Genomic DNA, 15,729 nt, shown 5'->3' with positions numbered 1-15,729 from the left:
CCTGAGGGTCAGCGGGACGACAGACTGGCCCGCTAGGCTGCGGGACATGAAGAACCGAATCGGTGCATGGGTCCTGAGCCTGACGGCAGCTCTGGGGCTGGGCCTGGCCACTCAGGCAGACGCCCAGACCTTCAAGCTGTCTCCCGGCCTCCAGAAGAAACTCCAGGCGGGTGAGCAAGAACCTGTCGGTGTGATTGTGCGTTTTCAGTTCGCCAACAATGCCCAGGGGAAGCAGAACCTGGGGCAGTTGCGCTCTCAGCTGGCGCGGGCCATCAATGGTTTAGGCCCCTCAGCCCGTGTGATCAACGAAGCGCTGCGCGAGGGTGAAGCCACCGAACTGTGGTTGGACCAGAGTGTGTATCTGCCGCTGACGCCCCGTCAGGCCTTGGCACTGGCCTCCATGCCCAATGTCAAAGAGGTCTTCGAGAACTTCCAAGTCGAGGTGCCGCGCACGGTGGCTCAGAGCACGGCGTCTGTCCCGGCTGCCACTCCAGCGCATCTCCAGCAGATCGGTGTACTTCCGGCCTGGGCCGCAGGGTTCAGGGGCAGTGGAATTCGCATTGGACACCTGGACAGCGGCATTGACGCCAGCCACCCTGAGCTGAGCGGTAAAGTGGCCGCTTTTGCCGAGTTCGATGCTGAAGGCAACCGTGTGAGCGGTGCGCAGACTCGCGACACCACCAACCACGGCACCCACACTGCTGGCCTGATGGTGGGCAAATCGGTGGGTGTGGCCCCCGATGCCAAAGTGATTAGTGCGCTGGTCTTGCCGAACAACTCCGGGACCTTTGCCCAGGTGATTGCTGGGATGCAGTACGTCATAGACCCTGATGGCAAACCTACTACCAATGACGGTGCCCAGATCGTGAACATGAGCCTTGGCGTGCCAGGAACCTTCAGTGAATTCATGGTTCCGGTTCAGAACATGCTGAGCGCAGGAGTCGTGCCAGTCTTTGCCATCGGCAACTACGGTCCCTCAGCGGGCACGACGGGGAGCCCCGGCAACATCCCCGAAGCGATCGGTGTAGGCGCGGTGGACAGCAACGGCCAGGTGGCGACCTTCAGCAGCCGTGGTCCAGCCATTTGGAATATCGGCGGCCAGAACGTCACCGTGACCAAGCCGGACATCGCTGCGCCGGGTGTGGCCCTGACCAGCTCGGTGCCGGGTGGTGGGTACGCCGCCCTGAGTGGGTCTTCCCAGGCCAGCCCACTGGTGGCTGGGGCAACCGCGCTGATGCTTCAGGCGCGGCCTGGCAGCACCGTCCCAGCCATCAAGGATGCGCTGTATACCACGGCCAGTGGCGGAGCGACCAAGAACAACAACGTGGGCCACGGTCTGATCAATCTGCCCGCCGCCATGACCAAGCTGGGTGTGAACTTGAACCAGCCGACTCCCGCGCCTGCTCCAACCCCAGCTCCCACGCCCACCCCCACCCCCGCGCCAACTCCGACCCCTACGCCCACGCCAGCTCCAGCGCCTGTACCCGCACCTGCTCCGACCCCTACGCCCACCCCAGCACCGGCGCCTGTACCCACGCCTCCCCCGGTGCCAACGCCATCCCCCACTCCGGCCAATCCCACAGGTCCAGCCGGCTTCACGTTCTGTGGTTGGGAAAACAGCCGTTGTACGGGAGCTACCCAGCGGGAAGTGGCTTTCGGAGCCAATGGCAAATTTGTGACTGGAACCAGCACCGAAGACAGCTTCCTGTGCACGGTGACCGAATGGGGGACCAATCCCGCACCTGGTGTGCGTAAGGCCTGCTTTATCAAGAACCCTGTGTCTCAACCAGCGCCAGCACCCGCTCCCGCTCCTGCGCCTCAACCCACGCCAGCTCCTGCGCCGACCACCAAGCCCCGCGTGCTGCTGGTGGACGATGACGGCGGCAGCGCTAAGGATGTCACCACCTACCTGCGCGATGCGGTCAAGGCCAATGCCGTCACAGGTGGAGCGTACGTCTGGGATACCCGGCGTGGGTCAGTGCCCCTGAGCGAGATGCGCAAAGCCGACATCGTACTTTGGGCCACGGGTGATGCTTACACCAATACGCTGACCAGCCAGGATATCCAGAACCTGATGGCCTATATGCAGGGCGGTGGCCGGGTGCTCCTGACTGGGCAGGATATCGGTTATGACGTGGGCAAGACGACTTTCTACGACACTTATCTGGGCAGCCGCTTTGTACAGGATTCGAGTGGCACATCTGTCTTCAGGACCGCTGCGCCGCTGGGCGTGACGAACTACAGCCTGAACGCCAGCGGCAGTGCAGCCAACCAACTGTACCCGGATGTGCTGGCCGCCACCCGCGGCGCCGTGGTGGCCGGGAACTGGACCACGCAGATCAGCGCCCAGAGCCTGCCTGCCGACCCGAACCCGCGCCGCGCCGCAGGCCGGGCCGCGCCGCAGATCACCGCACAGTCCACGGAAACGGGTTCCATCGTTTTATTTGATGCAGGAACCTATAAGTCAGCAAATCTGGGCTTTGGCCTGGAAGGTCTGACCCCACAGGCACGCAATACCCTGACCGCGCAGCTGTTCAGCTGGCTGATGCGCTAAGCCTGGTCTGTCAATCACGGCCCTCAGTTCTCTTGGCATCACCTCAGGAGAACTGAGGGTTCTTTAGGGGCCGACCGGCAGCTGCGCCGCCTGGCCATGGCTGAGGGCGGCAAAGTGGAAGGGGCCGTCAGCTTGGCCGATCTGGCCGTGCTTGCCCAGACCCATGCCGATGAAAAAAGCCCTGCGTGGAGTCAGTAAAGGTGTGGCACAGGGCTAAACGGGACAGTTCAACAGCAAAGAGGCCCCAGATAAGGGACCTTTTTCTTAGGATGTTGGCGGGATCAGATCAGGCCACGCAACACAAACAGTACATTCTTGGGGCGTTCGGCGATACGGCGTGAGTAGTAACCGTACCACTCTTTGCCGAAGGGAATGTACGAGCGGACGGTGTAGCCCTGCGCAGCCAGTTCACGCTGAAGGTCTTCGCGGATGCCGTACAGCAGCTGGAACTCGAACTGGCTCTTGGGAATGCCATGGGCCAGTTCGAAGTGCATCACGTCGTAAATGATGTTGTGGTCGTGGGTGGCCACATTGCAGTAGTTGCCAGCTTGCAGGTGTTCGTACACCAAGCGGCGGTAAGCAGCGTCAATTTCGGCCTTGTCCTGCATGGCGACGCTTTCAGGCTCCAGGTAGGCACCCTTGACGATTCGCAGGTTGGGCTTCAGATCGTCCAGGCTGCGGCGGTCTTCCTCGGTGCGGTGCAGGTAGGCTTGCAGCACCGTGCCGACATGCTGGTTGCCAAATTCCTGCACCAACTCGCGAAACAGCCGCAGCGTTTCATCCACGCGGGGATGGTCTTCCATGTCCAGGTTCACGAAGCCGCCGTACTGCTTGGCGCGCGCCACGATACGCCGGGCGTTCACGTCACCCAGGTCTTGGCCGCCGATCTGCTGACCCTGGCCGATAGAAGACAACTTGATGGAGTTGTAAGGGGTCAGGCCGGCGGCGTGAACCTTGTCCATGGCCTGCAAAATCAATTCGGTGTTTTGGTTGGCAGGCTCGGGGGTGGTCACGAACTCGCCCAGCAGGTCCAGGTTGCCCAGGATGCCGCTCTGCTCCAGGCGTTTGATGGCCTCAATGGCGTCCTCGGCAGACTCGCCCGACACGAAGCGCTGAGCCAGCGCCCAGCCCTGCTTGCTGACGACTTTTTCCACGACGGGATGGGTGGCGACACTCAGGGCCACCTGGCGGTACAGCTGATCGAATTGGCTCATAATCGCCCAGCATTGTAGGCCCTGCGCCCAGCCGCTGGATATGGGGCGGATATCTATTTGCGGCTGGGTGTCCTGTCAGCGGGGCCGCCGGCCTTTAGCGGCGCGGCCAGGCTCCGGTGCTCCACAGCGCCCAGGCGATCAGCATCGGCTGAAACAGCAACCGCCCAAAGCGGGCGCGGTCTGAGTTCAGTCCGAAAGCGTCGGTTCCGGTCAGATACTGCGAGATGTTGCCCGGAAAAACAGCGGCGAAAAATCCCGCTGCAATGAGCCCGACGGTGCGGCGCGCTTTGGGCAGCGCCACCAACGCTGTTCCCAGCCCGATTTCAGCCACCCCTGAGGCCAGCACGATCATGTCCTGATCAAGGTAAAGCGGGCCGTCGGTCAGCATTTTGGGCACCTGCGCCGGGAATTCTTTGCGGGCAAAAGTAAGGTGCCCGGTACCAGCAGTGATCAGGGCGGCTCCCAGCACAAAGCGGGCGAGATGTTGCAGAAGCGACAGTCTGGTCTTCGTCCTCATGCTGCATACTGACATGGACCGGGTCTGACGGCACCCACTCTCTAGTACTGCTTCAAACCCTGTATGAAACGGCAATCAGGAGCGATGTTGAGGTGGCTTGGCTACGTCCTCCTGTTGTGCCTGGGCGCTGAGACGGCTGAGTGGTCCCAGGGTAAAGAGAAACAGTGCAGTCGCTCCGGCGGCCAGAACATACAGATGCAGCCCGCAGGCCACCCCGACGGCGGCGGTAGCCAGCAGTCCAGCTGCGGTGGTCAGTCCCTTGGCACCTTCACCACCTTTGGATGAGAAGATGGCCCCTGCCCCCAGAAAACTGACCCCGCTGACGACGGCTCCCAGAATGCCGATCATGTCAAAGCGCACCTGATCGTCCTCTTTGGCGAAGGAGGTCACCAGGTTCTCGCCCAGCACAATGAACAGCGCTGCACTGACCCCCACCAGGATGTGCGTGCGTAGCCCGGCAGTATGGGTGCTGCGCTGATGACGCTCACGCTCCCAGCCGATCAGGCCACTCAGGACGGCTGCTACCAGCAGGCCGCTCATCAGGTTCAGTTGCTCCCATATGGCAGGGTCCATGGTGCCCATCAGCATAGAACATCCTAGGCGGCAGGCTTGGGCGAGGTGATCTGGAAGGTGCCTCCCTGACCCACTGCTCCAGTAGCACTGACCGTGCCGCCATGCCGCAAAACGGTCCGGCGCACCAACGAAAGGCCTACGCCGGTGCCCGCGAATGCGTCCTGACGGTGCAGGCGCTGGAAGATACCGAACAGTTTGTGGCCGTCTTCCGGATTGAACCCCACGCCATTGTCCCGCACAAAGACATTCCACTGCCCGCCGGCTTCTTCTGCCCAGACTTCAATAACGGCCTGGTCGCGGGTGCAGCTGTACTTCACGGCATTGTCCAGCAGATTGGTCATGACTTGCTGCAACATTCCGCTGTCTCCTTGCACCTGCGGCAAGGGACCGATGTGCCACTCTACCTGACGCTCTCCCACTTGAGCTTGCACGTCCAGCTGGGCCTGCTCCGCCAGTTGGCCAAGGTCAACCGCACTGATCTTCGGCTCGCGCCGTCCAGTGCGCGACAGCGTCAGCCTGGCTTCAATCAGGGTTTCCATGCGCCGCGCTCCTTGCGGCACCGTGTCCAGATGCCGCTGTGCCTTGACAGGGTCCTCCAGATTTTTGGCCGCCAGTCTGGCAAAGCCTTCGACATGCCGCACGGGTGTCATCAAGTCGTATGACACGCTGTAGTTGAAGGCTTCCAGTTCCTCGTTCAGTATCTCTAAGGCCACCCGCTCGTTCATCAGTTCCTGGGTACGTTCGGTGACGCGATGTTCCAGGGTGCGGTTCAGATCGTGAAGCTGCGCGTCGGCCTGCTTGCGCGCTGTGATGTCGTTAAAAATCACGGCCACATGGTGAGCGGCGGGTGCGCCGACCCGGAAAGCGTAGACATCGTAAAACCGGTTCAACCCAGCCGCTTCTTGTTGGAAGCGCTGGGCCTGACCCGTCTGGGCAATCTGACCATACATCTCGAACCAGGCAGGTTCGTGGTCCAGTACGAATTCACGCATGGTCCGGCCTATGGCTCCTTCCATACCGGTTTGCCGGACAAATGCCGGATTCATGTCCAAGAAGCGGTAATCCACCGCCTGGCCTCCTTCAAACAGCACCTCAATGGTGCAAAAGCCTTCGTCAATGGAATTGAAGAGGGTACGGTATTTCGCTTCGGACTCCATCAAGGCCGCTTCGGCGCGGGCGCGTCCGACCGCCTCCCACATCCGCTCTCCCACGTCACGCAGCAGGGCCAATTCCGCTTCGGTCCAGTCGCGTGGCCGGTCGTCAGTCACAGAAAAAGCGCCGACCAACCGACCTTCTTTAAGAATGGGCACGCTCATGCAGGCGATGATGCCCAGTGCCGCTGAGGCTTGGTGGTCCGCTGGGGCAACCAGCGAAGAGGTCTGGGTATCGCAGATCATCTGGCCGCCCCCTGCCACAGCACATCGATAGCCCAGCTAAAATCTTCCATACGGTGATTTCCTGACAGTGAGAAAACCCCGTCCCGCGTCCAATCCTGGGCAACGCGGGCGATGCGCGACGTTTCGTCTAGCTCGGCGTAGCAGACCCGGCCGACCAGGAGATGTTCACCCAGCAGGCGGCACGCTTCGCCTTCCAAAGTGGCAGCGTCGGACAGCGGGCGGATCGCGTCACTCAGGCGGAGCAAAAATCCCTGTTGGGCCAAGAGAACCTGAGCGTCCTCAGGAGAAAGATGCGGCGCAGCAGGCGGAAGCATGGCCCAATCTAGCCGTGCTGAAGATATGAGGAAAGTGGAATTTTCATGCTCCTGTCCTGCTTTAAGCTGTGCTGACCCAGGCCGGTGTAGCTACCTTCTAGAACATCTCCGCGCCAGATTCGATAGGAAAAATTCGCTCGGCCAGTGCATTCAGCCCCGCTGTGCCGGCCCGTTGCTGGCAGTGAACGGTACTCCCGCACAGCGTCACATAGCGGCTACGGCGCTGGGCGACCACCACCCGGTAGATGCGGGCCTCGCTGGGCGAACGCGTAAAGTGGCACAGGTCGCAGTGCAGCGCCGCCTTGGCCTGACCGCTCAGGGGCGTGAATTCGGCCAGCTGCTGCCCATGCACCAGGGCCAGCCGTCCGTCAGCGACCGGATACAGGCCCAGGGTCGGCTCTCCAGCACTTCCCTGCGGCACTCCTTCACTGCCGGGAAACAGTTCTTGCAGCAGCTCGGTGTGGCTGAACGACTGCGGCTGAGTGGACTTTTTCGGGTCGCGCATCTGCCCGGCAGTGTACCCGGGCCAGCCCCGGCAGACTGTGGGCTTGCTAGGGCTGGGTATACAACTGGGGCCAGCTGCGAACCTTGCCGACCTGTACCCCTACAAAGCGCTCCAGGCCTTGCCACAGCGCCCGGCGCTCACCTGGCGGCACCGGGCTGTCCATGTTCTGGCGTACCGAGCGGCGCACGACATTCCTCAGGAAATCCAGCGTGCTTGGACTCAGCGCCCGCTGGTGCGAGCAGCGCCCGCACAGCAGCTCGCCGCCAAACGGGTCGGGGTGCTGTGGGTCCGGCGCGCCGCAGCGCACGCAAACGCGGGTGCGTGGGGGAAATCCGGCCAGGGCCAGCAATTTGTAACTGATGACCAGCGTGACCCACTCGGGGTCGGCATGTCCTGCCACACCGCGCAGGCCCCCCGCGAACAGGTCAAAAGCCTGCGGGCCGTACTCGTCGGTTTCGCCTTCTTGAAACAGCAGCTCGGCCAGTTCGGCCAGCAGGTGCGCGTAGGGGTGGCGTTCCGGCAGTGCCAGGCGCGACAGCGCCCCCTCCAAGCTGGCCTGCTGGATCACCGCCAGGTCGTCACCAGGGCGGCTGTAGACCTGCAATTCCACGTGGTGAAACAGGTTCAGCGGACTGGCATGCTTGCCGCGCAGCCCACCGCGCGCAATGGCTTTCAGCTTGCCCTGCGGGGTCAGCAGGCTGACGATCAGGTCGCCCCTGGGGGTCTTCCAGCGCCGCAGCACGATGCCACTGCGCGTGACCGAACGCTGACGGCCAGGGCGGGCAGAAGAAGCGGGCGAGGTCACTGAAGTACTGTAGCGCCGAGGACCGCAGGAAAAAGGTTGATGGGTGATGGTTGGGCGCAAATCGGGCGGCTGGAGCGGTCGCTCCCGTTGAGTTGTTGTCAGTTGGTCACTGGTCCGCATCGGTGAGCCTCTTTGTCCCACCTCCTTGCCCTGGTCCTCAGACATTCCGCAGGGGTTGTCCCCACTGGGCAGACAGCCGCCAGGGGTTGCTCGTGCCAGGGGCGCGGCATTTCTCTAGACTGCCTGCCATGACGCTTCTGGACATGGTTGGGCCGGTGATGGTCGGGCCGAGCAGCAGCCACACGGCTGGCGCATGCCGCATCGGGCTGGCTGCCCATCACTTGCTCGGCGAGGTGCCGCGCCACGCTGACATTGGTCTGCACGCCTCGTTTGCCAAGACGGGACGCGGGCACGGCACTCACTTTGCGCTGGTGGCGGGCTTGCTGGGCTATGCGCCCGACGATCCCCGGCTGCCCGGCAGTTTCGGGGATGCCCGCGAGTTAGGCGTGGATTTCAATTTCAGTCATATTGAACTGGCCGACGTTCACCCCAACACCGCCCGCATTCGGGCAGCGGGGCATAGCCACCAAGTGGACATAATCGCCAGTTCTACTGGTGGTGGCGTGATCCTGATTACCCGGATCAACGGTGTAGCTGTGCAGCTGAGCGCCGCTTACCCCACGCTCTTACTGCAATACCAGGACCGCCCCAGTGTGCTGTCGCGCATCACCACGGCTATCGCTGCCGAAGAGGTGAACATTGCCACCCTGAACTGCACCCGCGACCGGCGGGGCGGCACCGCGATGGTCACCATCGAGCTGGACGGCCCTGGCATTCACCCTGACCTGCTGAACAGTTTCCGGCGCTACTCCGGTATGCAGTGGGTCCAGCTGATGCCCAAGCTGATGGACGGCTAGACCCTCTCTAGTCATCCGGAACATGGGTGTAAGGTCCAGGCCAGTCTCTGTCTCCTCGCTCTCCTGCGGAACTGTGCCGGTCGGCTCGCAGACCACCCCCGTAGAGACGCCTACCTCCGCGATGTTCCGAGGGAGCCTCTACCGGCCCTTCATCACCTATCAGCGCAGCAGAACCATCTACCATCTATTTTTAAGGAGCAACCCATGAAACTAGAAGACATCATGCAGGCCCCCGCCCCCGCGTCCGAATGGGTGCTGCGGCAGGACTGTGAGGACTCGGGGCTGGACCCACAGGCCGTCCGCGCCGAGATGCTGCGCCGTATCGGGGAGATGCGCGACTCGGTAGAGCGCGGCCTACAAAACGACGCCAAGAGCATCACCGGCATGGTGGGCTGGAACGCCAAGGGCCTGTGGGAAGCCCAGGACACGCTGAATGCGCCGCTGCTGGTGCGGGTGCAGGCCTACGCGATGGCCGTCAACGAGGAAAATGCCCGAATGGGCCGGATCGTGGCGGCTCCCACGGCGGGCAGCGCTGGGACCGTGCCGGGTGCCTTGCTGGGCGTGGCCGACCACCTGGGGCTGAACGACGAGCAACTGGTTGGTCCCCTTATTCTGGCTGCGGGCATCGGTAAGGCGATCAGCGAGAAGATGTTTATTTCGGGCGCGGCGGGCGGCTGTCAAGCCGAGATCGGGTCCAGCGCTGCGATGGCCGCCGCCGCCGTCACCGAGCTGATGGGCGGTTCGCCCCGCGCTGCTGTTCACGCTGCCGCACTGGCCCTGACCAACACCATCGGGCTGGTGTGCGACCCCGTAGGCGGCTATGTGGAAGTGCCCTGTGTCAGCCGCAATGCCTTTTTCGCAGTTCACGCGGTGAGCGCAGCGCAACTGGCGCTGGCCAACCTCGAGAGCTTTATCCCGCCCGACGAGGTGGTCACGGCGATGGCCGAAGTAGGCCGCATGATGCCGCCTGCCCTGCGTGAAACGGCGGAAGGTGGCCTGGCCCAGACCCCCACCGGCCGCCAGATTATGGAACGCATGGAAAGCGGCGAGATGGAACCGCTGCCGATGAGCCGCTGACCCTGGGAAAGCGGGTGAATCGGTGCGTGCCCCAGGTTAGGATTTCAAGCTGAGCCTGGGGCGCATATTTATTCGCCACGCCGAATGGGTTTCCCACCTGGCTGTCACGCCCCGAAAATGAGAGGGTGATCCTGATCAAACGGCACGTTAGAGCCCGCATCAGGAGGACGCGGTGCTGTGGGTGGCGGTGAGAGCGCCAGTGCGTCTGCATAACCTGAGATGATGAGTCAAGCTTGAGAGATCCGGCTATACCTCCTGTTTCCCTTGCGCTAAACTTGCCCCATCATCGGCGCTCCGTTCATAAATATGCCCTCTGTACCAAGCCGAGGGTTGGGGAAGGATATGGCGCCGCTGATCTTGGAGGTAAGACATGAAAAGATTCGCCTGGATGTCGATCCCGTCTCTCTTGCTGGCCGCCTGTGGAGTTTCTTCTCCCGATACAGGTGCTCAGCAGGGGGGCAACGCCACCGCTCGCCCTACCCCTACCCTGAACGCTGAATTGGGAGCCCAGATCGTGAACGGGACCGCCAGCGCCCTAGGCGCTCGCCCCTATCAGGTGGCCCTGCTCAAGAATGGCAGCCTCAACTGTGGTGGCAGCCTGATTGCCCCAGACTGGGTGATGACCGCCGCGCACTGCGTGAGCAACGGCAGCTCCTATGGCTTGACTATCCGTGCAGGCAGCCTGTACTACGCCAATGGTGGACAGACCAGCACCGTCAGCGCCGTGCGGGTCCACCCCAACTACAACGACAGCACTACTGCCAACGACATTGCCTTGCTGAAACTCAGCACCCCTATGACGCTGAACAGCAACGTGGCCCTGGGTAAGATCCCCGGTGATTCGGTAGAAGCTGTACTGGACGTGAGAGGGAAGTACGCTGTCGTCTCCGGCTGGGGCAAAACGGGTGCGAACGCTGGAATCAGCAGCAACCTGCGTGAAGTCAGCATTCCTATCACGCCCAACCCCACCACCTGCGGCTCGGATCGCCCACCCGGCAACACCATCTGCGGCGAAGCCTACCAGGGCAAGGACAGCTGTAACGGCGATAGCGGCGGTCCGCTGGCCCAAGTCCTGAACAACAAGCACTATGTGCTGGGGATCGTGTCGTACGGCCCCTCGGCCTGCAACGGCTACGGCGTTTATACCCGCGTCAACGCCTTTAAGTCCTGGATTCAGACGACCAGCGGTGTCGTGGCCGATAACGGCGACGGCACGCCGACGGACCCTACGCCCGAACCTACCCCGCCCACCTATGACCGCACCTATGAAGGCACCTTGTATAGTGGTCAGAACAACATCACCCAGTACTTCAACTATGCGGGCGGAACCCTCACCGGCGAGCTGAAGTTCCCTGCTGGCGCTGACTTTGACCTCTACCTCCAGAAGTGGAACGGCAGCAGCTGGGCTTACGTCGCCCAGGCCGACGGCACCTCCAACCCTGAGCGCATCTCCTACACTGCCGCAAGCGGCTACTACCGCTGGATCGTCAACACTTACAGCGGCAGCGGCGCTTACACCCTGGGTGAAAACAACTAAGGCTGAGCCACCCCACATGTCACGTCCAAAGGGAGCGCTGCAATGGCGCTCCCTTTGTGGTGTTGGTCGCAGGGCGTGCTGCCCGGGGAGGACACGGCAGGCAGGCGGTTAACCCGCCACCGACCGCCGAAGAGACGTCTCTCCTAGGTTACGGTTGCTGCTGCAGCCAGCGCTGTGCTTGGGGCAGATGATCCGCATGGTGATGCTCCAGGGTGCCGCGTAGCACGTCCAGCAGGGTATACCCCTCCAGCCAGTCCCGCGCCTGCTCCAGTTCCGTCGCGCTGAAGCTCCTGCCTAGACGCGAGACTTCCTGGAAACCCGCTTCCCAGGCGGCCTGCGTAGCTTTCCAGCTTTGGCCTTGGGCAGTGGACTGGACGCGGGCATTGAGGGCATCAACGTCCTGATCATCGGGGTTCTGCCCACTGGCCCAGGCTGGGTAAGACAGCCCGTACCCATCCGGGGCAGCCCGCAACCTGGCGCGAGTGACCTCCTGCCACGCCGCCAGATGCGCCAGCAGCTCGCGCCAGGTCCAGCCGTTCGGCATGGGGACATCGGTGCGGTCCTGACGTTCGGCCTGGGCGTTCAGCGACTGCCAGGTCTGGAACTCCTGGCGCAGCTCCGCGAGCAGTTCGGTGCGGTCCATCAGCTCAGGAAGTCCAGCAATGCCTGGTTGAACGCTTCCGGCTCATCCAGGTTCGAGAGGTGCCCAGCGCCCTGAATCACCTTCAGTTCGCCGCCACTCAGATCGGCATTTTCCTGAGACTGTTCGGGCGGTGTCAGTTCGTCCTTGCTGCCTACCAGGGCCAACACGCTCAGGCCCTGCTCCCCAGCGCGCCGCAGGACGTCCCGGCGGTCCTCACGCGCCGCCATGGCCCGCAGTGCAGCGGCAATCCCTTCACGGCTGGCCTCGCGGGTCATGCGGGCCGTTTGCTCGGCGGTGGAGGGCTTTTGCTCCTCGCGGGCCGTCTCCACCATGAATTCCTGGCCCTCGTTCAGCACCTTCTGGGCCTGTTTCTCACGGTCTTCGCGCTTCTTGGCGTCGTCGCCCCCAGACTGGGTGTCGGCCAGCACCAGACGGCCAACACGCTCTGGCTGTCCGCGCCGCTGCAGGGCTGCCAGGACTTCCAGTGCCAGATAGCCGCCCATGCTGAGGCCCACCAGGGAGACTGGTTCCTGGGGAAAGACCTCATCCAGCAGGGTTTCGGCCATGTCTTCCAGACTGTTCAGCTGTCCATCCTCGCCGCCAAATCCCGGCAGATGCGGCACGATGACTCGCAGGCCCGCCGCTTCCAGTGCGGCTTTCTGGCTGTCCCACATGCGGGCGTCCAGCGGAAAGGCGTGCAACAACACGGCGGTCTGGGGCTTGGCAGCTTGGTCGGCAGCGGTGTCGGCGGAGTTGGTCATGTGCCCAGGGTAGGGGAGGGCTGACCGTGCTTGGTCAGCGCCGCCCTGGCCCAGTGTTTAAGAACCAGATTTTTTGCGGGAGCGGGTTGCTGGGGCTTTGCTGTGAGCCTGCGCTTTGTTGGTCGTGGCGGTGCTGGCCGTCTTGCGGGTCCGGCGGGCGGGTTCGGCTGCGTCTGCTTGGGCGGCTCGGGTTGGCTGCTGCGCAGTAGGCTTCCGGGTGGTGGTCGTAGTCGCTTTGGCCTTGGACTTGGCGTTGGTCTTGGTCGTTGCAGCTGTGGTCGGTTTTGGTGTACTCGAACGGGCTGGAGACGCTTTGGTCTTGGCGGCGCTGGGTTGTTTCTCGGACACCTTCTTCTGACTGGTGCTGGCCTTGCTGGGTTGACGTGGTGTCCTGGGCCGAGGGGCAGTGGTCGGCTGGGTTTCCTCGCTGGCTGGATCTGCTTCGTCCGGGCCATTTGGCGTTTCGCCTTTCAGCTCAGCTTTCAGTGCAGGCCACAGCTTACGGGCCGCAGCGCGGGCGTCCAGACCAGCTTGCTGCTCGCGGGCTCGCAGGGCGGCCAGGTCCTTTCGGGTGAAGTGCTCCGTTTCGGCTTCCAGTAGCTCCAGCAGCACTTCGGCGTCTTGCAGACGGCCCAGGTGTTCCAGCATGCGTTTCAGGACTTTGGGTGCCTTGCCGCTCAGCTCCAGGGTGTAGCGGTAACGTTTCATCCGTTTGCGCCAGTCGTGCCAGTCGTCAGTGTTGCTGGGATCGTCGGCCTGTTTCATCAGCGCCTTGCCTTCTTTCAGCAGAGCGCGGCGGTCCTTGTTCAGTGCTCCCTCGGCGCGGGCGGACCAATCGGCAGGGAGGTCATAGCCCTGTGGGGGCTGCGCGGGCAGAGGGTGACGCTTCAGCAACTGGGCGCGGCGCTCGGCCCAGCCTTTCTCGAAGCGCTGCTGGGCTGTGGCGCTGGCTCCCAACTCCTTCAGGGCGTCCCGCAGGTGTTCGCCTGCCGCGTCATGGTCACGTACCGGGGCAGCAGCGCGGCGCAGGTCACGCCACTGGCGGCGCACTTTTTTCTTCATGTCACTCACGCCGCTTTCAGCCTGGGCGCGGCGGGTGATTTTGCGGACCTCATGCACGGCTTTCGGCTGGGCCGCCTGAAACCCTTCCCACCAGCCGCTCAGGTCCTCTGTCAGGGAGGTGGGCTGTGCACTGGCAGTCTCGTTCTGGGACTCAGGGGGGGTGGCCGGGGCGGAAGCTTTGGGCATCTTGTGCCCAGCGTAGCAGTGTTGCGTATGAAAAATGCCGCAGTGTCGCTGCCGCTGTGGGCCACCTCTGCTTTAGACTGCCCCTCATGCTGGTGTACGTACTGCCCGGAACCCTCGAATCACGCGAAGACGATCTGGACCTGCTCTGGGAGGCCGGAGCGACTGGCCTAGAGGAGCGTGGCGGCTTGATCAGAGCGTATTTCTCTGAACGGCTGGAGTTGGAAGGACCGCTCTTAGGCGGCGAGTGGACCGAGGAAGAGGACCGGGACTGGCAGGCCGCCTTCAAGCGTGACCTGCGCCCGGTGCAGGCGGGCCGCATCACCATCGCGCCGCCCTGGCTGGCGGACGAGGTGCCAGCCACCCAACTGCCGCTGATCATCGAACCTGGGATGGCTTTCGGAACCGGACACCACGCCACCACCCGACTGGCGGTGGGGGCACTGAGCAACCTGGACCTGACTGGAAAAAAGGTGCTGGATGTCGGCACCGGCAGCGGCGTACTGGCGATGGCAGCGGCCCGGCTGGGTGCGGCGCTGGCTTATGGGGTAGACATTGATCCGCTGACCATCCCCGTGGCCCGCGCCAATGCCGAGCAGAACGACCTGCACGCTCCCCAGGTGCAGTTTGAGGAAGGCACACTGAACGCTGCCGAGTTTGCAGCTCCGGCAGACCACAGTGACCTGTCGAACCAGGGCTACGACGTGCTGGTCGCCAACCTGTTCGCCGAGCTGCACGACATTCTGGCCGCTACCTATCTGTTGCACCTGCGTCCTGGTGGGCAGCTGATCCTGACCGGCATCCTTGAAGACCGATTGGACGTGGTACAGGCGGCCCTGAGCCGCGAGGGTGTGCAGGACACAGCCGTGGAGCTGGATGGCGAGTGGGCGCTGGTCACGGGCCGCAAGGCCGAACAGGCAGGCTGAGCCGGATGCGCCTGACCCGTGTTCGCGTGCCCGCTCTGGGTGAGGATTTGCCGGACACCAGGCTGGTCCTGACTGGCCCCGAAGTGCGCCACCTGAGCGTCATGCGGCTGCGGCCTGGTGACGCGCTGCTGGTCTTCGACGGTCGGGGCCGCGAGGCCCGCGCCGAATTGCTGGCGCTGGACGGCCTGCGCGCCGAGTTGCGGCTGGTGGAAGAGCTGCCTGGCACCCCCGAAACGCCGCAGCCTGTGACGTTGGCGGTGGCCCTGCTCAAGGGTGACAAGCTGGCCGATGTGGTCCGCGCCGCCACCGAGCTAGGCGCAGCCCGCATTCAGCTGCTGGTGACTCAGCACGCCGACGTACGCGACATCGGCGCGAACAAGTTGGTGCGCCTGAACCGCATCGCCGCGGAAGCCAGCAAGCAGTCTCGCCGCGCCGTGACGCCAGAAGTATTGGCTCCGGTGCCGCTGGGGGCTTTTCGCTGGGAAGGGCAGGCCTACGTGGCGCATCCTTATGTCCACGATCTGCTCACCGATCACCTGCACTGGGACAGCCCGGTGACTCTGTTGACCGGACCAGAGGGTGGCTTCTCGGAGGCCGAAATGGACGGGCTGACCGGGCGCGGCGCTCAGGGTGTCGTACTGGGCTCGCGTATCCTGCGAGCCGAAACTGCTCCGGTGGCGCTGCTGGGCGCAATTGTGGCGACAGGAGTCTGACGGCACATTAAGCCATCAACGGCTCAGCCTG

16 protein-coding genes are annotated in these 15,729 nt (G+C 63.3%); 6 read left to right on the top strand and 10 right to left on the bottom strand.

Annotation, left to right across the window (positions count from 1 at the left end; genetic code table 11):
• Nucleotides 1-46 precede the first annotated feature (46 nt).
• Nucleotides 47-2,554 carry a S8 family peptidase gene (locus tag LMT64_RS08580; RefSeq protein ID WP_126351051.1) on the top strand — a complete coding sequence of 836 codons (2,508 nt, stop codon included), beginning with the start codon at nt 47-49 and terminating at the stop codon, nt 2,552-2,554.
• 281 nt (nt 2,555-2,835) lie between these two features.
• Here the strand turns inward: LMT64_RS08580 and LMT64_RS08575 are convergent, their stop codons facing one another.
• The 7 genes from LMT64_RS08575 to recO all read right to left on the bottom strand — a co-directional run bounded on the left by LMT64_RS08575 (nt 2,836) and on the right by recO (nt 7,879).
• The gene (locus LMT64_RS08575) at nt 2,836-3,768 is read right to left on the bottom strand and encodes a proline dehydrogenase family protein (RefSeq protein WP_126351052.1); all 933 of its coding nucleotides are present in this window, start codon (nt 3,766-3,768) and stop codon (nt 2,836-2,838) included.
• 94 nt (nt 3,769-3,862) lie between these two features.
• Complete coding sequence (locus LMT64_RS08570) at nt 3,863-4,285, bottom strand: DoxX family protein (RefSeq protein WP_211334155.1); 423 nt, start codon at nt 4,283-4,285, stop codon at nt 3,863-3,865.
• 75 nt (nt 4,286-4,360) lie between these two features.
• Nucleotides 4,361-4,858 carry an MgtC/SapB family protein gene (locus tag LMT64_RS08565; protein WP_126351053.1) on the bottom strand — a complete coding sequence of 166 codons (498 nt, stop codon included), beginning with the start codon at nt 4,856-4,858 and terminating at the stop codon, nt 4,361-4,363.
• A gap of 23 nt (nt 4,859-4,881) precedes the next feature.
• On the bottom strand, nt 4,882-6,255 hold the full coding sequence (locus tag LMT64_RS08560) for a sensor histidine kinase (protein WP_126351054.1): 1,374 nt from the start codon (nt 6,253-6,255) through the stop codon (nt 4,882-4,884).
• Entirely contained in the window at nt 6,252-6,569 is a 318-nt protein-coding gene (locus LMT64_RS08555) for a hypothetical protein (RefSeq protein ID WP_126351055.1), read from the bottom strand. The genes LMT64_RS08560 and LMT64_RS08555 overlap by 4 nt, the downstream gene beginning before the upstream one ends.
• 97 nt (nt 6,570-6,666) lie before the next feature.
• Nucleotides 6,667-7,074, bottom strand: coding sequence for a hypothetical protein (locus LMT64_RS08550; protein ID WP_126351056.1), 408 nt, complete (start codon nt 7,072-7,074; stop codon nt 6,667-6,669).
• Between the two features lie 46 nt (nt 7,075-7,120).
• Entirely contained in the window at nt 7,121-7,879 is a 759-nt protein-coding gene (gene recO, locus LMT64_RS08545; RefSeq protein ID WP_229253160.1) for a DNA repair protein RecO, read from the bottom strand.
• A 248-nt stretch (nt 7,880-8,127) separates the two neighbouring features.
• Here recO and sdaAB point away from each other — a divergent pair, with 248 nt between their 5' ends.
• The 3 genes from sdaAB (at nt 8,128) to LMT64_RS08530 (ending at nt 11,410) form a co-directional block, all read left to right on the top strand.
• Nucleotides 8,128-8,796 carry an L-serine ammonia-lyase, iron-sulfur-dependent subunit beta gene (gene sdaAB / locus LMT64_RS08540; protein WP_126351058.1) on the top strand — a complete coding sequence of 223 codons (669 nt, stop codon included), beginning with the start codon at nt 8,128-8,130 and terminating at the stop codon, nt 8,794-8,796.
• A gap of 204 nt (nt 8,797-9,000) precedes the next feature.
• A complete protein-coding gene (sdaAA, locus tag LMT64_RS08535) occupies nt 9,001-9,873 on the top strand; it encodes an L-serine ammonia-lyase, iron-sulfur-dependent, subunit alpha (RefSeq protein WP_126351059.1) in 873 nt (290 codons plus the stop codon).
• A 388-nt stretch (nt 9,874-10,261) separates the two neighbouring features.
• Entirely contained in the window at nt 10,262-11,410 is a 1,149-nt protein-coding gene (locus LMT64_RS08530) for a serine protease (RefSeq protein WP_229253159.1), read from the top strand.
• Nucleotides 11,411-11,558: 148 nt separating this feature from the next.
• On the opposite strand, the gene LMT64_RS08525 is transcribed toward LMT64_RS08530, so the two are convergent.
• Genes LMT64_RS08525 through LMT64_RS08515 form a run of 3 tightly spaced genes read right to left on the bottom strand, consistent with a single transcriptional unit; the run spans nt 11,559 to nt 14,062 of the window.
• Nucleotides 11,559-12,053, bottom strand: a complete 495-nt coding sequence (locus LMT64_RS08525) for a ClbS/DfsB family four-helix bundle protein (RefSeq protein ID WP_126351061.1) — start codon at nt 12,051-12,053, stop codon at nt 11,559-11,561.
• Entirely contained in the window at nt 12,053-12,814 is a 762-nt protein-coding gene (locus tag LMT64_RS08520) for an alpha/beta fold hydrolase (protein ID WP_126351062.1), read from the bottom strand. Before LMT64_RS08520 ends, LMT64_RS08525 begins: the two co-directional genes overlap by 1 nt.
• Before the next feature lie 57 nt (nt 12,815-12,871).
• Nucleotides 12,872-14,062 (bottom strand): CHAD domain-containing protein, encoded by a 1,191-nt coding sequence (locus tag LMT64_RS08515; protein WP_126351063.1) that lies wholly within the window; start codon nt 14,060-14,062, stop codon nt 12,872-12,874.
• Between the two features lie 86 nt (nt 14,063-14,148).
• On the opposite strand from LMT64_RS08515, the gene LMT64_RS08510 reads away from it, so the two are divergent.
• The gene (locus LMT64_RS08510; protein ID WP_126351064.1) at nt 14,149-14,985 is read left to right on the top strand and encodes a 50S ribosomal protein L11 methyltransferase; all 837 of its coding nucleotides are present in this window, start codon (nt 14,149-14,151) and stop codon (nt 14,983-14,985) included.
• Nucleotides 14,986-14,990: 5 nt separating this feature from the next.
• Entirely contained in the window at nt 14,991-15,698 is a 708-nt protein-coding gene (locus tag LMT64_RS08505) for a 16S rRNA (uracil(1498)-N(3))-methyltransferase (RefSeq protein WP_126351065.1), read from the top strand.
• Nucleotides 15,699-15,729 lie beyond the last annotated feature (31 nt).

Origin of the sequence: Deinococcus radiophilus, from assembly GCF_020889625.1 — a bacterium.
Taxonomy (GTDB): domain Bacteria; phylum Deinococcota; class Deinococci; order Deinococcales; family Deinococcaceae; genus Deinococcus; species Deinococcus radiophilus.
Note: the sequence above shows the minus strand (reverse complement) of the source record. Positions and strands in the feature narration are given on the sequence as shown.